At 67.1% G+C, this 19,668-nt stretch carries 13 protein-coding genes; 4 read left to right on the forward strand and 9 right to left on the reverse strand.

Annotation, left to right across the window (positions count from 1 at the left end; translation table 11 throughout):
* Nucleotides 1–104 precede the first annotated feature (104 nt).
* Genes AC1DSO_RS06795 through AC1DSO_RS06805 form a run of 3 tightly spaced genes read left to right on the forward strand, consistent with a single transcriptional unit; the run spans nt 105 to nt 6,245 of the window.
* A complete protein-coding gene (locus AC1DSO_RS06795) occupies nt 105–3,890 on the forward strand; it encodes a two-partner secretion domain-containing protein (RefSeq protein ID WP_477068124.1) in 3,786 nt (1,261 codons plus the stop codon).
* The gene (locus AC1DSO_RS06800; protein ID WP_477068125.1) at nt 3,887–5,485 is read left to right on the forward strand and encodes a ShlB/FhaC/HecB family hemolysin secretion/activation protein; all 1,599 of its coding nucleotides are present in this window, start codon (nt 3,887–3,889) and stop codon (nt 5,483–5,485) included. The genes AC1DSO_RS06795 and AC1DSO_RS06800 overlap by 4 nt, the downstream gene beginning before the upstream one ends.
* Nucleotides 5,486–5,507: 22 nt before the next feature.
* The gene (locus AC1DSO_RS06805; protein WP_477068126.1) at nt 5,508–6,245 is read left to right on the forward strand and encodes a DUF6065 family protein; all 738 of its coding nucleotides are present in this window, start codon (nt 5,508–5,510) and stop codon (nt 6,243–6,245) included.
* A 51-nt stretch (nt 6,246–6,296) separates the two neighbouring features.
* Here AC1DSO_RS06805 and AC1DSO_RS06810 read toward each other — a convergent pair whose 3' ends face one another.
* From AC1DSO_RS06810 to AC1DSO_RS06850, 9 genes are all read right to left on the reverse strand, one after another.
* Complete coding sequence (locus AC1DSO_RS06810; protein ID WP_477068127.1) at nt 6,297–7,832, reverse strand: alpha-N-arabinofuranosidase; 1,536 nt, start codon at nt 7,830–7,832, stop codon at nt 6,297–6,299.
* A complete protein-coding gene (locus AC1DSO_RS06815) occupies nt 7,820–8,068 on the reverse strand; it encodes a hypothetical protein (RefSeq protein ID WP_477068128.1) in 249 nt (82 codons plus the stop codon). The genes AC1DSO_RS06810 and AC1DSO_RS06815 overlap by 13 nt, the downstream gene beginning before the upstream one ends.
* A gap of 222 nt (nt 8,069–8,290) precedes the next feature.
* Nucleotides 8,291–9,751, reverse strand: a complete 1,461-nt coding sequence (locus AC1DSO_RS06820) for an ABC transporter permease subunit (protein WP_477068129.1) — start codon at nt 9,749–9,751, stop codon at nt 8,291–8,293.
* Nucleotides 9,748–11,145 carry a DUF3526 domain-containing protein gene (locus tag AC1DSO_RS06825; RefSeq protein ID WP_477068130.1) on the reverse strand — a complete coding sequence of 466 codons (1,398 nt, stop codon included), beginning with the start codon at nt 11,143–11,145 and terminating at the stop codon, nt 9,748–9,750. Before AC1DSO_RS06825 ends, AC1DSO_RS06820 begins: the two co-directional genes overlap by 4 nt.
* The gene (locus AC1DSO_RS06830; protein WP_477068131.1) at nt 11,145–11,855 is read right to left on the reverse strand and encodes an ABC transporter ATP-binding protein; all 711 of its coding nucleotides are present in this window, start codon (nt 11,853–11,855) and stop codon (nt 11,145–11,147) included. Before AC1DSO_RS06830 ends, AC1DSO_RS06825 begins: the two co-directional genes overlap by 1 nt.
* Before the next feature lie 2 nt (nt 11,856–11,857).
* Nucleotides 11,858–14,488: a TonB-dependent receptor plug domain-containing protein gene (locus tag AC1DSO_RS06835; protein ID WP_477068132.1), complete on the reverse strand. Its 2,631-nt coding sequence runs from the start codon at nt 14,486–14,488 to the stop codon at nt 11,858–11,860.
* A 95-nt stretch (nt 14,489–14,583) separates the two neighbouring features.
* Nucleotides 14,584–15,759: an MFS transporter gene (locus AC1DSO_RS06840; RefSeq protein WP_477068139.1), complete on the reverse strand. Its 1,176-nt coding sequence runs from the start codon at nt 15,757–15,759 to the stop codon at nt 14,584–14,586.
* A gap of 162 nt (nt 15,760–15,921) precedes the next feature.
* Nucleotides 15,922–17,760 (reverse strand): alpha-amylase family glycosyl hydrolase, encoded by a 1,839-nt coding sequence (locus AC1DSO_RS06845; protein ID WP_477068133.1) that lies wholly within the window; start codon nt 17,758–17,760, stop codon nt 15,922–15,924.
* Nucleotides 17,761–17,995: 235 nt separating this feature from the next.
* A complete protein-coding gene (locus AC1DSO_RS06850) occupies nt 17,996–19,039 on the reverse strand; it encodes a LacI family DNA-binding transcriptional regulator (protein ID WP_477068134.1) in 1,044 nt (347 codons plus the stop codon).
* A gap of 157 nt (nt 19,040–19,196) precedes the next feature.
* Between AC1DSO_RS06850 and AC1DSO_RS06855 the strand changes: the two genes are divergently transcribed.
* The coding region (locus AC1DSO_RS06855) for a tryptophan 7-halogenase (protein WP_477068135.1) at nt 19,197–19,668 on the forward strand (472 nt) is incomplete at its 3' end.

Genomic DNA, 19,668 nt, shown 5'->3' on the forward strand with positions numbered 1-19,668 from the left:
GCAAGGTCTCACAAAGGCAAATCGACCGCACCCGTACTTCAGTACAGCTGTGGCGCCTTGTCTCGGGGCGTAAAAGCACCTGCAAGTTTCGCGGGAGCCTCGTCATGCCTAATACCTCCGACGCCCTGCCTTCTTCCTCTCATCGCATGGACACGCGGCGTTTCAAACGCGCTTGGCTGATCGGCTCGACGGCGATGGCCTTGGTTCTGCCGCCGCTGGAGGCCGGGGCCCAGTCGGTGATCTCGGGCCAGGCCGGCGTCGCCACGTCCGGCTCCACCACGACCGTCACCCAGTCGAGCCAGAACGCCATCGTCAACTGGCCCAGCCTGTCGGTGCCCACCGGCGCGACGCTGCGCTTCGACCAGCCCAATGCGGCGGCGGCGATCCTCAACCGCGTGACCGGCGGCGACCTGACACGGATCCAGGGCAGCTTGGAGGCCAATGGCCGCGTGTTCCTGGTCAATCCCAACGGCGTGGTCGTCGGACCCGGCGGCCGGATCGACACGGCCGGGTTCCTGGCCTCGACCCTGAACCTGAGCGACGACGATTTCAGGACCGGCCGGCTGAGGTTCACGGGCGAGTCGACGGCGGCGATCGAGAACCACGGAACCATCGCGGCGCGCGCCGGCGACGTGTTCCTGATCGGTCGACAGGTTTCCAACCTCGGCCAGATCAACGCGTCGGGCCAGGCCGTCCTGGCGGGCGGAACCGAGGTGCGGCTGGGCTCCGAGGTCGACGGCGGGGCCGTGCTGGTGCGCGGGACCGGCGCGGTGGACGCGGCCGGCGCGATCAAGGCCTCGCGAGCACAACTGCGCGCCGCGGGCGGCAATCCCTACGCCCTGGCCGTCAACCTCTCGGGTCTGATCGCCGGCGACGTCACGGTCGAGGGCGAGACGATCCGGGTCAGCGGCCAGATCGACGCGTCGGGCGACGCGGGCGGCCGGGTTAGGATCGGCGGCGGCTGGCAAGGCGGCGACGCCGACCTCGTCAACGCCAAGACGGTCGAGATCACCGACACCGCCAGGATCTTGGCGGACGCGGGCCTGGCCGGGAACGGCGGCCAGGTCGTCGTCTGGTCCGACGACCGCACGGACTATCGCGGCTCGGTCCTGGCCCGCGGCGGCGCCTTGTCGGGCGACGGCGGCAAGGTCGAGATCTCCGGCAAGGGCTGGCTCAACTTCGCCGGCGCGGTGGACACCACGGCGGCGCACGGCGCCACGGGCAGCCTGCTGCTCGATCCCGCCACTGTCCGCCTCGTCAGCGGCTCGGCCGCCGGAACGGTGTCGGGAGGAACCACCTCCAACGGCGCGGCGGCCCAGAGCCTCATCGGCGTCGACTGGCTGACGAGCCAACTGGCCACCACCGCGATCACGGTCAGCACCGCCGGCTCTGGCGCCGGAACGGGCGATATCCAGGTCGAAAGCGGGATCTTCTGGTCGGGGACCAACACCCTAACCCTGGACGCCAGCCGCGACGTCATCCTGGGCCACAACATCGTCAACAGCTCGGCGGGCTCGAGCCTGGTGCTGAAGGCCGGTCGCAATATCGACTGGTCCAATCTCGGCGGTCCGTCGACGCCGGCCGTCGTGGTCAAGTCGTTGACGGCCGAGTTCGGCAGCGGCTTCCAGCCCGGCGACTTCGTCCGCTTCAAGGTCGACACGCTGAAACTGCGCTACGGCGCGGCCAGCACCATCCTGCTCGACGCCAGCAACAACAGCATCGGCAAGGTGACCTTCGAGGCCCTGGCGGGCGGGACGATCGACACCGCCAGGATCACCGACGCCGAAGGCGGTCTGATCCTGGACGGCGCCTTCGTCGGCAGCGCGCGGTTTCCCTCCTTCAGCCTCGAGACGGTGCGCATCATCGCCGCCGACAACATAACGTTCGCGCCGACCTTCACCTTCAACGGCGCGCGCGACGGGGTGGTGCTGGAGATCAAACGCGGCGGGCTGACCGTGCTGTCGCCGATGAGCGGCTTTGGCGCCACGGGCAACATCCGCATCTATGTCGCGGGCAACAGCGACATCGGCAACCTGACGGGCTTCTCGCAGCTCAGCGGCGCCTATCCCACGGGCTTGCTGGACGGCAACGTGCCGAAGGGCATCTACATCAACACCGGCGTGCTGCCCGCCGCCGTGACGATCCCGGCCGATCCGACGGCCCCGCTCTCGCCGCCGCCGGTTTCGCCGCCGCCTCCGGTGTCGCCGCCTCCGCCGGTGTCGCCGCCTCCAGTTTCACCGCCCCCGCCGGTGTCACCGCCTCCCGTTTCACCCCCGCCGGTATCACCGCCGCCGGTGTCGCCCCCGCCTGTGTCGCCGCCGCCGGTTTCTCCTCCGCCGCCAGTGTCGCCGCCACCCGTGTCACCGCCGCCGGTATCGCCGCCGCCAGTGTCACCCCCGCCGGTGTCACCACCGCCCCCGGTGTCCCCGCCGCCTGTCTCGCCGCCTGTCTCGCCGCCGACGCTTAGCGCCAGCGAGGGCTTGAACAGCTATCAAGACGGCGAAAATCCTGGCTCTTTGACCTCCGTCTGGTCGACTGTGTCCATCGGAGTGGCGGAGCCCGCGGTCGGCGCGACCGGCGGGGACGATTTGACGGAGTGGCAAGCCGACACCGGCCCGCCGCCGATCCTTGGCCTGACCCATAGTCCGATCACCATCACCTCGACCTATATCCCGCCGTTGCCGCCCCCCCCTCCTCCGCCGCCACCGCCGCCGCAGATCGTCGTGCTCGCGACCTCCGCCGACATCGCGGGTCTGGGATTAAGCAGCGTCACCAACCCTTCGAGCTCGAGCACCGTAATCGTCGGCGACCCCGCGATCTTTGATCTGCACTACAACCCGAATACGGCCTCTCCCACCTATATTGGCTTCCGGAGTGTCTTCGGGGTGAAGTACGGCATTCCGGCGTCCGAGTTCGATGCAGCCTATCGCATGGGCTGCGAGACCCTGGGCAGGGCTTGCTCTGGGGACATCGACGCCGATGTCCTGGCCTGGATGAACAGCCGCTACACTTGGGGCTTCCAAGAGATCCACGCCATTGCCGGCAAACGCGCCGCGTTCGACACAGCGCCGTTGACGCCGCTCGGCTATCCGGTCGCGATCCAGTCGACGCTGGGCCCGTATCTCAACGCGATCCCCGCCAGCGTGACCTCCAAGGGAACGACGTCGCCAGAATACCGCGGTGCGGTCGCGACCGCTCTGCTCGTGGCCGTCAACGATCTCTTGGCCAAGCCCAAGAGCGCCTGGACCGGCGACGATTGGGGCCTGATGAACTATGTCGAGGAATATGTCCGCCGCGAAGAGCTGAGGACCGCCCGCCAGGTCGCCGTCGCCTACGAAGCCTGGCGTGAACAGCAATTCGAAAGGATGCGCGGCGCGGGCATGATGGCGCTCTACGACTATGGTCCCAATCCCAAGGACCAGGACTTCTACGCCCGCGCCACGATCGGCGTCCCGACCGGTTCTATCCAGAGCATGGCCGAACTCGCCAAGGTCTATTCAGGGGTCGGAGAGACCAGCGCCGCGCTACAGCGGGCGTTGGGCGCCGAGGTCGCCGTGGCCACCGGCTTGGTGGTCGGCGGAGCTGTCAGCATCGGCGTATTGACTGGCAGTATCGTACCCTTCGCCACGGCGGTCGGCGCGGTCGGCGGAACCGCCAGCGCCATAGCGGGTGGAGCCGCCGGCGGGATCACGGCCGTGGCCGGGATCGTCTTCTCCCTGGTCCTCACTGACGTCATCAAGATCCAGGAGACCGACGACGCGGTCTACGGAACAATCGCCAGGCGCACCCAAGACGGCAAGCCGCTCAGCGAGCTGGTCAAGCAAACCGACGGCCAGCAGTTGCTGCTGATGCACCTCATCAACATGACGACTGGGGTTTCCTACCGATGAGAAGCCTAGCTCCCCTCGCGGTTTCGGCCGCCATCGCGACCTTGTGGGCCGGCGCCGCATCGGCCCAGACCGCCCCGACCCTCAAGGGCGTGGTGCTGCTCTCCGAGCCCGGTCAGGTCGTCGCCTCGGGCTGGCTTCAGCCCGTCGACGGGGTCGACGCCAGCCGCCTTTCGCCCGGCCTGCGCGGCCCGATCCAGGTCGCCGCGACGCCATTCCTGGGCCGTCCCCTGACGGGAGACACCCTGGCCGGCCTGAAGTCGGCCCTCGCCCAGACGCTCAAGGCCAGCGACTATCCGTTCAGCGCCGCCGTGTTGCCAGGCCAGCAGGCCGCTGGCGGTGTCGTCCAGATCCTGCTGACCGAAGGCCGGCTGGACAAGGTTAGCGTCAAGGGGGCCCGACGGTTCGACGCGGCCCAGTACAGCGGCGCGGTCACGGCGCGACCCGGCCAGCCGATCGACAAGGCCGTGCTGGACCGCGACCTTGCCTGGATCAACCGCAACCCGTTCCGCCGAGCCACCGCCGTGGCCGCGCCGGGTGGCCCGTTCGGTACGGTGGACCTGACCGTCGAAGCCCATGAGAAACGACCCTGGTCGCTGAGCGCCTCGCTCGACGACACCGGCACCGACCTGACGGACCCGCTGCGAGTCGGCCTGTCGGCGACGTGGGGCGACGCTTTCGGGCGCGGCGATCTGGTCAGCTACCAGCTGTCGGCCAGTCCGGACTTCCGTAAGAGCGTCGGCCATTCGCTGAGCCTGCAGAGCTTCCTGCCCTGGCGGCACGTGCTGACCGCCTCGGCCTCGTACGCCACGGTCGAGGGCGACCTGCCGGCGCCGTTCACCATGGAAGGCTACAACGGCTCGGCGGCCGTGGATTATCAGATCCCGCTCGATCACAACCAGGCGATCGCCTTCGCCGCCGCGATCAAACGGTCGAACAACAACTTCCGCTTCTCGGATTTTCCGATCAGCGACAACACCGCCGACGTGATCACCTTCGGCGCCGCGTGGAGTGGCCGGTTTCTGGATGCGCGAGGCGATACCGCCCTGTCGGCCAGCCTGGCGGTCAGCCCCGGCGGCCTGACGGGCGACAGCGACAAGGCCGATTACCAGAAGATCCGCGCCGGAGCCGACGCCCGCTTCGCCGTGTTGCGGCTTAGCCTGGACCGTCGCGTCCGCCTGCCCCGACGATGGTCGCTGAGCACTAGCCTGCGGGGCCAGATCGCCAGCGGCGCCCTGCTGGGCTCCGAGCAGATGGCGTTCGGCGGGGTTTCCAGCGTGCGAGGCTATGACGAGGGCGCCTTCTATGGCGACCAGGGCGTGCTGATGCGCAACGAGCTGTCCCCGCCGCCGGTCAAGCTGGGCGGTGAGGCGCGAACCCTGTCGCCCTTCCTGTTCTGGGACGCCGGCTGGATGACGAACCGCTCGCGTCTGGTGGGCGACCCCAAGAGCTTGACCGTGCAGACGGTGGGGCTCGGCTTCAACCTGGGCCTGACCGCCCGGGTCAGCGCGCGGGGCGCCTGGGGCTTTCCGGTCGGCGAGCAACCGGGCGGCGGCCAATCCGGGCGGGGCCATTTCGGGCTGGTCGTTACGTTCTAGGCGCCGAGCGAGAAAGCTGGATATGAAACTCGTCTGCTATCCCGTGACCAACGAGCCGCCGACGATCCGGCCCGCCGAGGTGACGCGAGGCTGGATGGATGAGACGCCGCAGAAGTTCGCCTATCGCTGCCTGCCGCTAAACATCGCCAACGCCCAAGGCTGGGAGATCCTCAGCCCGGTCGACTGCTCCGCCTACTGGACCGGCGATCCGGGGCCAGAGGGCGTCGTCGTCCTTTCGGGCGATCCGCGCCACCGGCTGCCGACCGGCCACTTCGGCCACGGGGTCCTGACCTTCCCGATCCCGGCCTTGTTCCGCACCGAGCCGGGCTACGACCTGCATGTCGGCGGCCCGGTCAACGCGCCGCGCGACGGCATCGCGCCGCTGACCGCCATCGTCGAGACCGACTGGAGTCCCTATACCTTCACCATGAACTGGCGCTTCACCCGGCCGGCGCACGTGGTCAGCTTCCGCAAGGGCGAGCCGATCTGCCACTTCTTTCCGGTCGCCCGCGCCACCGCCGAGACCTTGCGGCCGGAGTTTCGCGACCTGGACAGCGATCCCGAACTCGCCGCCCGCTACCGGACGTGGACCGAAAGTCGCCGCCAGTTCAACGCCGACCTGTACGCCCAGGAGGGCGCGGCGGTCGCTCAAGGCTGGCAGCGCAGCTACTTCCACGGCCTCTCGCCCGACGGCCAGCCCGCTCCCGAACATCGCACGCGGGTGCGGCTCTGCCCGTTTTCACAGACCGACCGCGGCTAGGTCCGCGAGACGATCCACGCGCGGTGGCCTGGCCCGCCGGTTTTGCCCCGCCTATTCCAGACCGAGCACCGTCACCGACGCGGGCGCCACGGTGATGGTCAGCTTGCCGCCCGCGATCTTGGCCGACAAAGCCTTGGGAGCGACTGTATTGGGTGCGTCGAAGGTGTTGACGCTGTCGACCTTCGGCGCCGAAAGGGTTTGGCCCGAAGCCTTCGTGGCCTTCACGCCGGCAAGTGAAACACTGAATATCGCAGGCGACTTCGGGTCGATATTGGTGACGGCGATCCAGACCTTGCCGGCCTTGTCCTTGGCCGCGATGGCGTCAACACGCGGCAGGGTGACGCCGTTCGTCGTATAGGCGCCGGCGTCGAAGGTCAGTGGCACGAAGGTCGCGTCCTGGAACGGCGCGTACATGTGGAAGACGTGATAGGTCGGCGTCAGCAGCATCMTGTCCTTGTCCGTCAGGATCATGGCCTGCAGGACGTTGATCATCTGGGCGATATTGGCCATGCGCACGCGGTCGGCATGGCGCGCGAAGATGTTGATGTTGAGCGCGGCCAGCACGGCGTCGCGCTGGCTGTTCTGCTGCACCGCTCCGCCCGAGTTCGACCCCGACGCCGGCACGAGCCACGCGCCCCATTCGTCGACCACCAGGGCGACCTTCTTTTCGGGATCGTACTTGTCCATGATCGCCGACTGCGTCTTGAGCGTGTCGTCCATGCCGAGCGAGTCTCTCAGTAGGACGGCATAGTCCTTTTCGCCGAAGCCGGTGTCCGACATATGCGGCGGCCAGCCGCCCGTCGAATAGGAATGGAGGGACAAACCTTCGATGTCCCAGGCCCAGGAGCGGCTCTTCCAGGCCTTCATGACAGCCTCGGTATAGGTGGGGTCGGGGCCACTCGGTCCGACGGCCACGCGCTTCATCGGCTGGGCGGGATTGTAGCTGTGCACGAAGTGCGAGAAGCGCTTCATTTCGTTGACGTAGAAGTCCGCCGACATCGCACCGCCGCAGTCCCAGGATTCGTTGCCGAGGCCAAGGATGGCGACCTTGTACGGCTCAGAGTGACCGTTCTTGGCGCGCTCGGCGCCCAAGGCGCTGTCAGTCGGAGACGTCATGTACTCGAGCCATTCGGCCGCATCCTGCGCGGTGCTGGAGCCGAGATTGACCGAGATATAGGCCTCGGTTCCGATCTGCTGGGCGAAGTCCATGAATTCGTCAGTGCCGAAGGTGTTGGGCTCGCCGACGGCGGGCTTGCGCTCTGGGCCGATACCGCGGCGCCAGTTGTATTGGTCGGCGAAGCAGCCGCCCGGCCAGCGGACGTTGGGGACCTTGAGCGCCTTCAGGGCCGCGACGACGTCGTTGCGGATACCGCGCGTGTTTGGGATCGCCGAATCCTTGCCGACCCAGATACCGCCATAGATACCGCTGCCCAGGTGCTCGGCGAACTGGCCGAAGACATGGCGGTTGATCACGGCGCCGGGCTTGGACGCATCGAGCGCTATCTGAACCGGGGCGTCGGTGGCGTGGGCCGCGACAGGCAGGACTAGGGCAACAGCGATCGCGGCCGCGAAGGTCAGATGGCGCATTGAGAGTATCCCACGTGGATTGTCGCGCCGCTGTTCAGCGCAGTTACTATGTCCGCCAATGGGCCGGCGCCATTCTTCGCGATGGTCTGCGACGCCCAGGCATTCTGCTTGGCCCACTTGAAGTCCTTGACGTTCACACGGCGGCGCGCCGCATGACGCGCGCGCGCCGAGCAGGCGAGCGCAAGAGACAGACTTCGCTTCACCCGCTCCCCCCCGGTCGCCGTCAGGCGGCCCACGACATTACTCAGACAATTTGGATGCGTAAAGCGGTCGTCGCGACCTACCGTCTTGGGTGACCGCTTCCACGCTTCCCTGCCGATCCGGAGGTCTGAATGGCCGGCCAGGTCGCGCCAGCAAGCGGACCTCCAGCCCCTGCGGTCAGTCCGTGCGAAGCGGATGTTCATGAGCCCAAACCGCGTCGACGACCCGAACGCCCCCTCGCGACTTGGCGAGACCCTTCAGGCCGGCCACTCCCGCATCCGGCGGGCGGCGGTCGCGGCGAGACCGCCGACAAGGAGCCCGAGGTACAGGCATGTCGCCAGAACCGCCTGTCGGCCAGGCCGCTCATCTATGGTCGGCCTGAACTTCGGGACCTCCTCATAACGCAGGAAGTTGAGACGGCCGGGACACTGTGTGCAGACGCGGATGGGGTTCGCCGCGTTGTTGAGCGCCAGGGGCTGGAAGTAGCGCCTCAAGTGCTCGGTGTAGGCATCCGTCGCGGCGATGAAGCCAACGTGGCGCCGTGCGTCGGTCCCGGCCGCCGTTTGCAGGGCCCCGTCGATCATCATGGCGGGCGAGATGAGTCGCAGGCCATCGCTCCAGGCCAGCACATCGTCGCTGTGCGCCAAGAACGCCGCGCGACGCGCTCGCAGCGCGTCGCGATAGAATGCGTCCCGAGCAAACCGCTTCACGTCCGGGCTCTTGGCCACCTCCGGATTCGAGGCGGCGAGTTGCGGATAGCGCTGGCGCAGCCAAGCGGAATGAGCCGCCGTTTCATCACCGTAGAACCTGTCCATCGCCTGGCGGCTCGCATCGATGTAGGCGATCCGCGACGGGGCGGGATGGGCGAGATCGATCACGAAGGTGGCGACGCCGGGCGCAAGCACCGTGATTCCAGCCCAGGCCAGAACGAGAACGGCGATGGAAGCCACCGCCCCCCGCCAGAACGTGGCCACCACGGCGGAGAGCGCAATCCAGAACAGCACCCAGAGCGCGACCATGAGCGCGATCGACGCAAGCTCCAGGCTTCGAACGCCGCCGGCCACGAGCGAGGCGGCCAGCATCCCTCCGACCAGGGCGACGACCGAGATGATCGCCAGGGCCGCGTACTTGCTGAAGGCCACGGCGCGCAGCGTTATCGGTTGGGCGGCGATCAGGCGCAGGACGCCGCTGTCCTGCTCTCCCGTCAGCCGCGTCGCCGCCAGCGCGATCAAACCGAGGGGCGTCAGGAAGACCAGCACGAACGCCAGGTCGAATGAACCCAGCTTCAACGCGTGCGGGTTTCCCGGATCGTAGGCCGCGTCCGGAAAGATCGTATTGAAGTCTATGCGGATCTGGTCGGGCTGAAGGTCCGACTGACCCGCGGCCAGCGCCGCCAATGGGGCCGACGGCTTGATCGCGTGCGTGACCAGGAAGTAGGTCATGTAGCCGAAGGCGTCGGTGGGGTCGCGGTGGTAGTCGACCTTCAGATCAGAGGGCTTCGAATAGTCGACGGCGGCCGCCTTGACGGTCCGCAACGACGCGGCCTCCTCGTGCGCGACATTGGCGAGCGTCCGCTGTTCCCGATCCACGCGCGCGGCCCCGTTCAGGGCTCCGACCAGCATGGCCGCCACGAGAAGCAGCAGAACCGCGAGCGTCAGCGGCTGACGCGCCGTTTCACGCAGTTCGAGACCGATCAGGCTGCGCAGGGTGGAACTCATGGCTGGATCCGTCGAGCCGCGGTGATCGCGATAGCGGCCGCCGCGGCGAGCCAGAGAAAGAGCAGCGCCGCGGACACGGCCAGTTCGGGCAAGGCGCGCCCCAGCGGCGCCGGCCGGTAGCTGAAGGCCGGCACCTTCGCCCAAACTTCGCGACCAGCAAGGTAGGTCGGGCCGCCTCGGGTCGCATGAGCGACAAGGTCGAGGTTCATGGTGTCGGAAAGGGTCCGACGATAGTCCTCCGCCGCGCGGATGAAATCCGCGTGCCGACGGAAGTCCGCCCCTGCCAGTCCTTCGGAGAGGGTTTGAAGGGCGATCGTCGGCGAAATCACCCCCGCGATCGCCTGCAGGCGGTCGCGCCTCGCGAGCTGAGCGTTGAACGCACCGAGCTCGCGGTCGTACACGCGGTAATCGTGCTGCTCGCGGTCATGCAGCATCGCCCCGCGAAGATCGATCGGCAGCGCGTTCGGATCGGTGACGCCGTAGCGGGCCAGGATCGCCTGCCGCCGCGCCTGATGGAGGTCGGCCCGATTGTATTGTTTGATGGCCGCGTCGATCCGCTCACGGGTGAGTTCGTAGGACGGCGTCGGCCGCACCGCCTCGATCACGGCGACGGAGAGACGCGGCGCGGCCACGCAAAGCAGGGTCCATACCACCAGCGACGCCGCCAGAGCCCCCCTCGCCGTTCGTGCGAGGAGCGAGGCCGACAGGACGATCAGAAGGAAGACCGCCGCATAGACTGTCGCCGCCCCGACCCACAGCAGCAGGCGCAACCAGGACTGCCAGCCGCTGGAAGGGATGCTGAGATTGGCGATCACGCCCAGCGCCAGCGCCGGTGCGCCCACCACGACCGCCGTCACCAGCATCAGCGCGCCGAACCGCCCGCCGAGGAGCTTTCCCGGCGGCGCGCCGTTGCCGAGCGCCAGGCGGAGCGTTCCGCGCTCCCGATCGGCGGCGAACGCCGAGAACCCCAACAGGATCACCGCCAACGGGACCACCAGCTGCAAGATATCGGCGACGCTGGAGGCGCCAGTGCGCGCCAACGTCGTTCGATCCTGCGCCGCGCGGAAAACCGCATCGTTGACGCGGTGCGCCTCGATCCGGACCATGCGCCCCACATAGGGTTCGACGCCGGGATCGAGGGTCGCCAACGGCGGCGAGGGCTTGAACACCCAGACGCCGAAATGCGCGGCGGAGTGTGGGTTCTTGGGGTCCTGCGAAAGCCAACGTTGGCGTTCGACGGCCTGCGTACGGCTTGCGTCATGAGCTGTCCTTCGCGCTTCGGTCAGCGCCAAAGCGAAGCTCGTCGCCATCAGCAGGGCGAGCAGCGCCGCGATCCAGCGGACGCGCGGATCGGCCAGCAGCAAACCGAGTTCGGACCGGAGGCTACGGAACATCAGCTCACCAGCCGCTCGATGTAGAGGCGCTCGAGATCGACATGGTCGAGCGTCCTGGGATCGAACTCGTCGACCAGCCGCCCGCGATGCAGAACGCCCACGCGGTCGGCGACCTCGCGGATGCGATAGAGATCGTGGGTGGCCATCAGCACCGTCGTGCCGCGCGCCGCGGCCGACCGCACGACCTGCGAGAATTCGGCCGAGGCGCTGGGATCGAGGCCCGACGTCGGCTCGTCCAAGAGGAGCAGCTTGGCGGAGCGCGCCAAGGCGATCGCGATGCCCACCTTCTGGCGCATCCCCTTGGAGTAGCCGCCCGCGGGGCGGCCGTGGGCTTCAGTGTTCAGTCCGGCGTCCTCGAGCAGTCCCGCCAGGGCGCAGTCGTCCAGGGATAGCCCCGCCAGGGTGGTGAAGTAGCGCAGATTGGCCAGGCCAGACATCGCGGGGTAGAGCGCCACCTGTTCAGGGATGTAGGCGACCAGCCGCCTCGCGCCGATCGGATCGAGTCCCGCGTCGACGCCGCAGACGGTGACCTGTCCCGCGTCGGCTTTTGCGAAGCCCAGGATCAGGTTGATTGTCGTGGTCTTGCCAGCGCCGTTGGGCCCAAGAAGGGCGAACACCTCGCCGGCGTTCAAGGAGAGGTTCAGGCCATCGAGCGCCGCGTTCTCGCCGAACCGCTTGCCGACACCTGTGAGGGAAAGGACCGCGGCCATGCTCAGAACCTCACGCCGAGGCTTGCGAACAGGGTTCGGCCATTGAATCCGAAGGGCGAAATCGGATTGTAGCGGACCGAGCCGCCGTTATCCGCGCCGTTGGTTCCCGCCGACACGCTGGCGACCGTCGAGGGCAGGTTCACCGTCGGATACACGTCGAACAAATTGTTCACGCCCACCGTGACGGTGGCGTTCCGCCTGACGCGAACGCTCGCCTCTAGGTCGGTGACGATCTTGGCCTCATAGGTCTGGATCAGGTCCGAATTCGCGGACGTCGCGGAAACGGGAACCCGACGCACGTCGTACCCAGGACTGAGCGCGGCGACTTGCGCGGGCGTTCGATTGGTGAGCGCGACGGCCGACACCTCGCCATAGCGCGTGTTGACGAGCCGGACCTGGACCGGGCCACGGTCCCAGGCCAGGCTGAGGAACACCTTGTCCTTGGGCTGACTGTCCGTGAAGCGGACCTGTTGCGTCAGATCGAACAACGGCGTGGTCATACCCAGCGCGGCCAGCGGAGCCGGTGTCCCCGCGATGCGCCTCAGCTTGCTTTCGTTGAAATTGGCGGCGAGCGTCGCGTTGAACCGGCCGAAGGCCCCGAGATCCGTCCGGTAGCTCGCCGCGACGTCGAGGCCTCTCGTGACAGTGTCGACGGCGTTGGTCAGATAGGTCGCGGCGGCGAAGCCCGGGTAGCCATTGCTGGCCAGCAGCGTCGTCAGGCGCGCGTCCTGGAACTGAGACGAGATGACGATGCGATCGTCGATGTCGATCCGATAGGCGTCGATGGAAGCGCTGAACGGACCGCGCGAGGCGACCGCGCCGAACGACAGACTGGTCGATGTCTCGGGCCTGAGCGGCGTCGCGCCGATCAGGGCGGCGCCGGGCTCGTTGACGCTGAAGATCCGCACCGTCGTCGACTGGCCGTTGACGAACGACACCGAGCTTGCGTTGAAGAAGGACTGCGCCAGCGCCGGGGCGCGGAAGCCGCTGCCGTAGTTGGCCCGAAGGGCCAGGCCGGGCATCAGCTCGAAACGCGCGGCGATCTTGTAGTCCGTGCTACTGCCGAAGTCGGAGAAGTCCTCGAAGCGGAGCGCGCCGACAAGGGTAAGCCGGTCGAACAGCTCTCTTTCCACCTCCGCATAGACCGCGACGCTGTGGCGGTCCGCCGAACGCGCCTCCGTGTCCCGGATCCCCGGCGCCGGCTGTGATCCCACCGGCGCTGGCCGACCGGTGTTGGGGCCGCCGACGATCGGCGCACCGCCGTTGCGGTAGCTGTCCGGATCGCCAGGCGTCAGCGCGTAGTGATCCTCCCGGTATTCGAAGCCCAGCGCGACCTTCAGCGGCGACGTGCCGCCCACGGGCAACTCGCGCGTGAAGTCGAGATTGGTGGTCCATTGGCGGTTGGTCGTGCCGTTGCGCTTGAAGCGGGTCGGACTGGTCGCGCCAAGCGAAGGATTGACGGTGTTGGTCGCCGTCGTCTCGATCTCCGAGCCGCCGAAGGTCGTCGAGAGATCCCACGCGAGCGAGGCCACGTCGCCCCCGCGGACCCCGGCCGAAATGGTGTAGTCATCGAAGACGACGTCGCTGCGCGGCCGATAGCCGTCCGGGAAAATGGACCGAATGTTCTCGTCCTGCCCCGATCGACGCAGCAGGGCCTCCGAAGAGCCCTCCAGCCGGCTGTAGCCGCCGAAGCCGTAGAGTTCGAGGCCACGCGACACCGGAAGCCGAGCATTGAGAAAACCCGAGGTGATCTCGTACGGCGATTGCCCGATCACCACGAGGTTGTCCCTGTCGATCGTCCGTTCGCGCGAATCCGGCGCCCCTGACGAGGGCGTCAGGCCCGTTCCGGAACCGAAGAAGGCCGACGGGGCGGTCCGACCGTCGTTGCCCAGGTATTGCTGGCGGGTGTCGGGCCCGGCGCGGTTCGTCCCGCCCTGGTCGCGGTAATGGAAGCTTGCCCGGATGACGCCGCCGTCGCCGATCGGCGCCCCATAAGCCAGGCTGAGGTCGAACATGTCGCCGTCGCCCTCGCCGGTCGTTCCAGCCGTGACCTTGGCCGAGGCTCCGAGCGTCTCGTCGAGCACGACGTTGAGCACGCCGCCGATCGCGTCAGACCCGTACTGCGCCGTCGCGCCGTCCCGGAGCACCTCCAAACGTCCAATCGCCGCGAGGGGGATCGGGTTGAGGTCATAGGTGATGTCGCCGCGGCCCAGGCTGTTGCTCTGGTTAAGCTCACCGATGGTGTGACGCCGCTTGCCATTGACCAGCACCAGCACCTGACCCGGCGAAAGCCCGCGTAGCGTCACCGGCGTGGCGAAGTCGGAGAAGGTCGATCCCGTGGGGCTGGGGCTGTTGAAGCTGGGAACGGCGACCTTCAGCGCCGACACCAGGTCTGCCCTCCCTCCCGGGGCCAGTTCGTTGATCGTGATGGAATCGATCGGAGTCGGAGACTTGGTGGCGATCCGGCCCGGAAAGCGCGTGCCCGTGACCACGACCTGTTCGACATCAGCCGCTTGGTCGTCCGCCAGCTGAGCCGTCCCCTGGGCCGCCGAACTCCCCGCCCAGAGGACCGCGGCCAACTTGGCTGCTCCCGCCAGTGTGTTTCGAATACGCATCAAGTCCACCCCGTTCACTCAGCGAGGTGTTATATGATAACATTACACTTGAGCAACGCGATTTTCTGAGACGCTGCGAAAAGCAGGCGGCGATGTGCTCGGCAAAACGGCCGCTAGCCGTACTCGCGATCGTCACAGGCTGTGAGGCGTTTCGCGAACGGATTCGAAATGGCATTGGCGATAGCGGCCGCCGCTAAGATCAACGCCAAGCCGCACGCGAGGGCCAAGCCGAAGATCGGGCCGCCAAAGGCGTCGCTGGCCACCCCCATCGCGAGCGGCGCGATCACAGCGCTGACGCAGGTGAAAAATAGAATGACGCCGGCGACCGCGCCGTGCTCGGCCTTGGGAAAGCCGCTGATGCCCTTGGAGTTCAGGGTCGGATAGACCACCGACATGAACAGACCCGACAGTGGCAGCAAGACGGCCGCGGCGGCCTGTCCGCCCGCGAGCGCGCCGATGAAACAGGCCAGGATGGCCACAGCGCAGATCGCCAGCACCAGGGCCCATCTCAAGCGCACCAGCATCCAGGCGCCCAGGAACCGGCCACCGGCGCGCAGCACGAAGAAGATTGGCAGGGCGAACGCCACTAGTGATGCGCCCACGCCGCGATAGCCGGCGAGAAGGGTCGGCATCCACACATAGATCGCCGTCTCGACGCCGACATAGAGCATGGCGGCCGCACTGAAAATCAAGGCATGCGGATCGCGCGCCACACGCAGGACGCCAGCCAGGTTGACCGGCTCGCGCTCGCCCTGGGGCGCCGGATAGCGGATCAACAGAGCGGTGAGCGTCAGACCCACGCAAAGGACGCCGGCGATCACATAGAGCCATTTCCACGAAGTCCCCGCCGCCAGCAGCGCCGCGACGATCGCCGGCCCGATGATCGCGCCCACGCCGAAGAAGCCCTCGACGGTGTTCATGGTGGCGGTGTGATCACGGGTCGAGCGAGAGATGTCGCCGATCAAGGCTAGGGCGCCGGTCTTGAAGACGCCGATAGCCGCGCCCGATACGAACAACAGAACAACGAAGACAGCGAACCGTTCGGCGACGGCGAAGACCAGGACGGAAGCCGCGAACCCAACCAAGCCGGCGATGATCGTCGCCTTCCTGCCGATGCGGTCCGCTAGGAACCCCAGGCAAAGACCCGACAGGGCGATGCCGCTCATCGTCGCATAGTGAAAGGCGCCCGCGGCGGTCAGATCCAGGCCGAAGGTCTTGATGATCTGGGGAATGATCACGCCCACCGCGTCGGTGGTCATGGCGAACATCATGAACATCAAGAACGTCATCAGCTTGATCAGGCCGATATTCGGCGACCGCTCACTCAAGGTTTTCTGGGTCACGTCGGCCTCCCCCGTTTCGGACACTACGTCCCGATTGTGATCGTCCCCGCCCGCCGCGCGGCGGTCGTCATGGAACTGGCGTCCGGGCCATCGCGGCGACGCGGCGCGTCATGTCGTCACCAGCCAGACGAGGTCGTAGGGGCCAAGTTCAATCGAACCGCCGTGCCGGTCCTGGCCGGTGAGCACCTCGCGCGTCGCGCCCGAGAATGTCGCGGGCAGGTTCGCCACAACCGGCGCGATCGCCAGATTGGCCAGGCACAACAAGCTCTGAGAGCCTTCCACGCGCTCGAACGCCAGGATCGCCCGCGCGCCCAGGTCAATCGGGCGGGCCGGGCCGTCGACGCCCTGAGCGGCCAGCGTCCTGGCTCGCGCGCCAAAGTGGCGAAAACGGGCGAAGAGCTCGGCTTCCACCGTTCCAGGCTCGTTCCGGCGTCCGGCGGCCGACCAGTCCATCGCTGGGCGATGCAGCCAGCGTCCGTCGGTCGAGCGCAGCGGATCGTCCGCATAGCCTTCGTCGTTTCGCAGGCCGAATTCGTCGCCCATATAGATCAGCGGCCAGCCGTCCAGAGCGTGAATGATCCCATAGAGCAGCGTCAGACGACCCGCGCCCGGAGCTCCCGGCCCCTCGCCCGGCGCCAAACCGGCGAGGGCGGCGGCCATGCCGTTGGTCGATGGCACGCCGCCCGGCGCCGTCTGGAAGGCGCGTCCATGCGAGAACCCGCCGCCTTGGCCATAGAAGACCGACCACCGAGCCAAGTCTTCCGGCGCGGCATAGGCCGCCAAGGCGTTCCAGATCACGTCGTCGTGGCAGCGCACATAGTTGAGCCAGGCCGCGCGGCGTGGCTTGCTGGAGGAGGCCGTCACGCATCGGTTGAATATGCTGGCGTCGGCGTCGGCCAGGGCGCCCCACAAGGCGGTCATCACCGCGTTGTTGTAGGCTAGGTCGCACCCGCTCCCGTCCCGGCCGAAAAACGGCAGAACGTCTTCCAGGCTTTCGATCGCTTCAGCGACTAGCACGACCGACGGCGCGACGATGGCTAAGGCTTCATGCCAGGCCTCGACGATCGCATGAGCTTGAGGCTGGTTGCGGCTGATCGTTCCGGCCGCCTTCCAAAGATAGGGCGCGCTGTCGAGTCGGAAGCCCTGCACGCCCTTGGACGCCAGGAACGCCAGGACCTCCAGCATTTCGGAGAAGACCGCCGGGTTGGCGTAATTGAGGTCCCACTGGAACGGATAGAAGGTGGTCCAGACATGGCCCCCCATGTCCGGGTCGAAGGTGAAGCTGCCCGGCGCGGTGTCGGGAAAGACGTCGATCAGATGCTTCTCGCGCGCCGCCGCCTCTTCGGCGCTCAGGATTATGTAGTAGTCGCGATAGGCGGGGTCCCCTGCCCGCGCGGCCACGGCCCAGGTGTGCTCCCGGGCGGTGTGATTGCAGACCACGTCCAGGATCAAGCCCATATCGCGCGCCCGCAGATCGGCGGCCAGGGTTTCCAGATCGTCCATGTCGCCCAGGCGCGGATCGATCTGGCGATAGTCGGCCACGGCGAAGCCGCCGTCGCTGTCGCCTGGACGGGGCTTGAGCAGCGGCAATGGGTGTAACCAACGCACGCCAAGGTCGTCGAGGTAGTCGAGACGTTCCCGAACACCCGGCAGGTCGCCGGCGAAACGGTCCACATAGAAGGTGTAGACGCCCTGGCCTGGGGCGTTCAGCCAGCCTGGAGACGCCTCGCGGCGGGCGTCAAGATCGCGCAACGCCGGCGGACGCGCGATGGCCGCCGTCCAGACCTGATCCTCAAGCGCCGTGATGAAGTCCAGCCAGCGCGGATCGTCGCCATAAACCTCGGTCAGCCGCGCCTTCAGGCGGGGCCAATGGGTCAGAAAGCGACGCCCGACGTTTTTCTCGTGCGGATCTGGCGCGGAAGAGACGGAGGTGCCGGTGGGCGTCATCGAAAATTTTAGATCCAGCCAAAAGATCCCCCCGAGCGTCACTCGCGCCCGGGGCAGCAGGGAGGTCTGAACTGGCACGGGCCATTCGGCCGGGATATCGGAACAACAAAGGATTGCAAGAAGAAATGCAATCGTTAGCATTCTCGAACGCCTCGCCACTTCGCGCTATTTTGGCGATTGGGACGCGCGTCTTTTGGGAATGACCGCCCCGCCGGCCGGATGGACGCCCGGCCCGCTAAGCGGAATCGCGCTGGACCAGCACGGGGGTCATCTGGACCGAAACGGCGTCCTCGCCGGCGATGCGGGCGAACAAGGCGTCGACCATCGCCTTGGCGCCGGTGGCGATATCCTGCCGGACCGTCGTCAGGCGCGGCACCGTCTGGGCGGCGAGCGGTATGTCGTCGTAGCCGACCACCCGGACCTTTTCGGGAACGACGACGCCCTGGTCGGCGAGCACGCGAAGCGTGGTCATGGCGATCACGTCTGACGCCGCGAAGACGCCATCAATCGCGTCGCCAAGCTGGGCGATATGAGCGGAAATCTCTTGCTCCATGACGTCGGACGCTAGGTGGACGTCGAACTGCAGCGGGGCGGCCACCCCCTCCGCCTCCAACGCGGCGCATAGGCCCGCATAGCGTTGTCCGATCTCCGGCGTGCGGATCTCGCCGAGGAAGACGGTGCGGCGCGCCCCGCCGGCCACCAGGCATTGGCCCGCCATCCGGCCTCCGGCGAAGTTGTCCGTGCCGACCGAGCAGTGCCTCTGCCCGGGCCAATGACTGCCCCAGGCCACCAGCGGCCGATAGTGAGCCGCCGCGCGCTCGATAACGTCGAACTGGTCCGACTGCCCAATCAGAAGCACGCCGTCCAGCATGCCCGAACCGATAACGGCCTCGAGCCAATCGTCGGTGTCGGGAATTACGCGGGACAGCATGATGTCATAGCCGTTCTCGGTCAGGGCGTCGGCCAAGTGGCCCAGCATCGTCATGAAGAACGGATCCGACAGGTGTTGACGCTTCTCGTGCCCCAGGGGCACGACGATACCGACGACGCCGGTGCGTTGCGTCCGAAGCCGCTTGGCCATCTGGTTCGGTCGAAAGCCATGCTCCTGGGCCAGCGCCTGAATCCGAACCCTGGTGTCGGTCTTCACCAGTGGACTGTCGGCCAGGGCGCGCGAAACGGTTGCCGTATTCACCCCGGCGATTTTGGCCAAATCGGCAAGAGTGCGGACGCGAGCTGGCTTTTCCAGAGATCTTCCCCCTTTTCCCGTCGATCCCGACATCGACGAGGATATCGCTACCTGCACCCGACGGAAGGTGCAAACGGCCTGCGCAAGCTTAGCCCGCCGCTTCCCGCACCAAAGCGAACATGATCTTTACAATCGATTGCCCTTCGTCCTGTGTACGATGAAAATGAGTGTCTGAACTGGGAGCCCGGGAATGGATCGAGTTGAGCGGTTAGTGATCCTGGGCGGCGGGACGGCCGGCTGGATGGCGGCGACCGCCCTGGCCAAAACCTTCGGACCACGGTTGAAGATCGATCTTCTCGAATCCGAGGCGATCGGCACGGTGGGCGTCGGCGAGGCGACGATCCCGACGATTCAATGGTTCAACGAGCTGATYGGTCTGGACGAAGCCGAGTTCGTTGGCGCCACCAAGGCCACCTACAAGCTGGGCATCGACTTTGTCGATTGGGCCCGCCCTGGAAGCCGCTATTTCCATCCGTTCGGGCGCTACGGCGTCGACCTTGGGCCGGTCCCCTTTCACCAGCGCTGGCTGAAAGCGCGCGCGGAGGGGTTCGATGGTCCGCTCTCGGCCTTCTCGCTGACTACCCAGCTGGCGACCGCCAACCGGTTCGCCAAGCCGGTCGACGAGGCGCGTTCGATCCTTTCGACGCTGGGCTATGCCTACC

The sequence above is a fragment of the Caulobacter sp. P4_E5 genome (genome assembly GCF_056401555.1).

Bases quoted from the DNA above. Each gene is read 5' to 3' on its own strand.
- AC1DSO_RS06800 (WP_477068125.1), top strand. From the start codon at position 3,887: ATGAGAAGCCTAGCTCCCCTCGCGGTTTCGGCCGCCATCGCGACCTTG.
- AC1DSO_RS06850 (WP_477068134.1), bottom strand. From the start codon at position 19,039: ATGTCGGGATCGACGGGAAAAGGGGGAAGATCTCTGGAAAAGCCAGCT.
- AC1DSO_RS06805 (WP_477068126.1), top strand. From the start codon at position 5,508: ATGAAACTCGTCTGCTATCCCGTGACCAACGAGCCGCCGACGATCCGG.
- AC1DSO_RS06840 (WP_477068139.1), bottom strand. From the start codon at position 15,759: ATGACGTTCTTGATGTTCATGATGTTCGCCATGACCACCGACGCGGTG.
- AC1DSO_RS06820 (WP_477068129.1), bottom strand. From the start codon at position 9,751: ATGAGTTCCACCCTGCGCAGCCTGATCGGTCTCGAACTGCGTGAAACG.
- AC1DSO_RS06825 (WP_477068130.1), bottom strand. From the start codon at position 11,145: ATGTTCCGTAGCCTCCGGTCCGAACTCGGTTTGCTGCTGGCCGATCCG.
- AC1DSO_RS06795 (WP_477068124.1), top strand. From the start codon at position 105: ATGCCTAATACCTCCGACGCCCTGCCTTCTTCCTCTCATCGCATGGAC.
- AC1DSO_RS06830 (WP_477068131.1), bottom strand. From the start codon at position 11,855: ATGGCCGCGGTCCTTTCCCTCACAGGTGTCGGCAAGCGGTTCGGCGAG.
- AC1DSO_RS06845 (WP_477068133.1), bottom strand. From the start codon at position 17,760: ATGACGCCCACCGGCACCTCCGTCTCTTCCGCGCCAGATCCGCACGAG.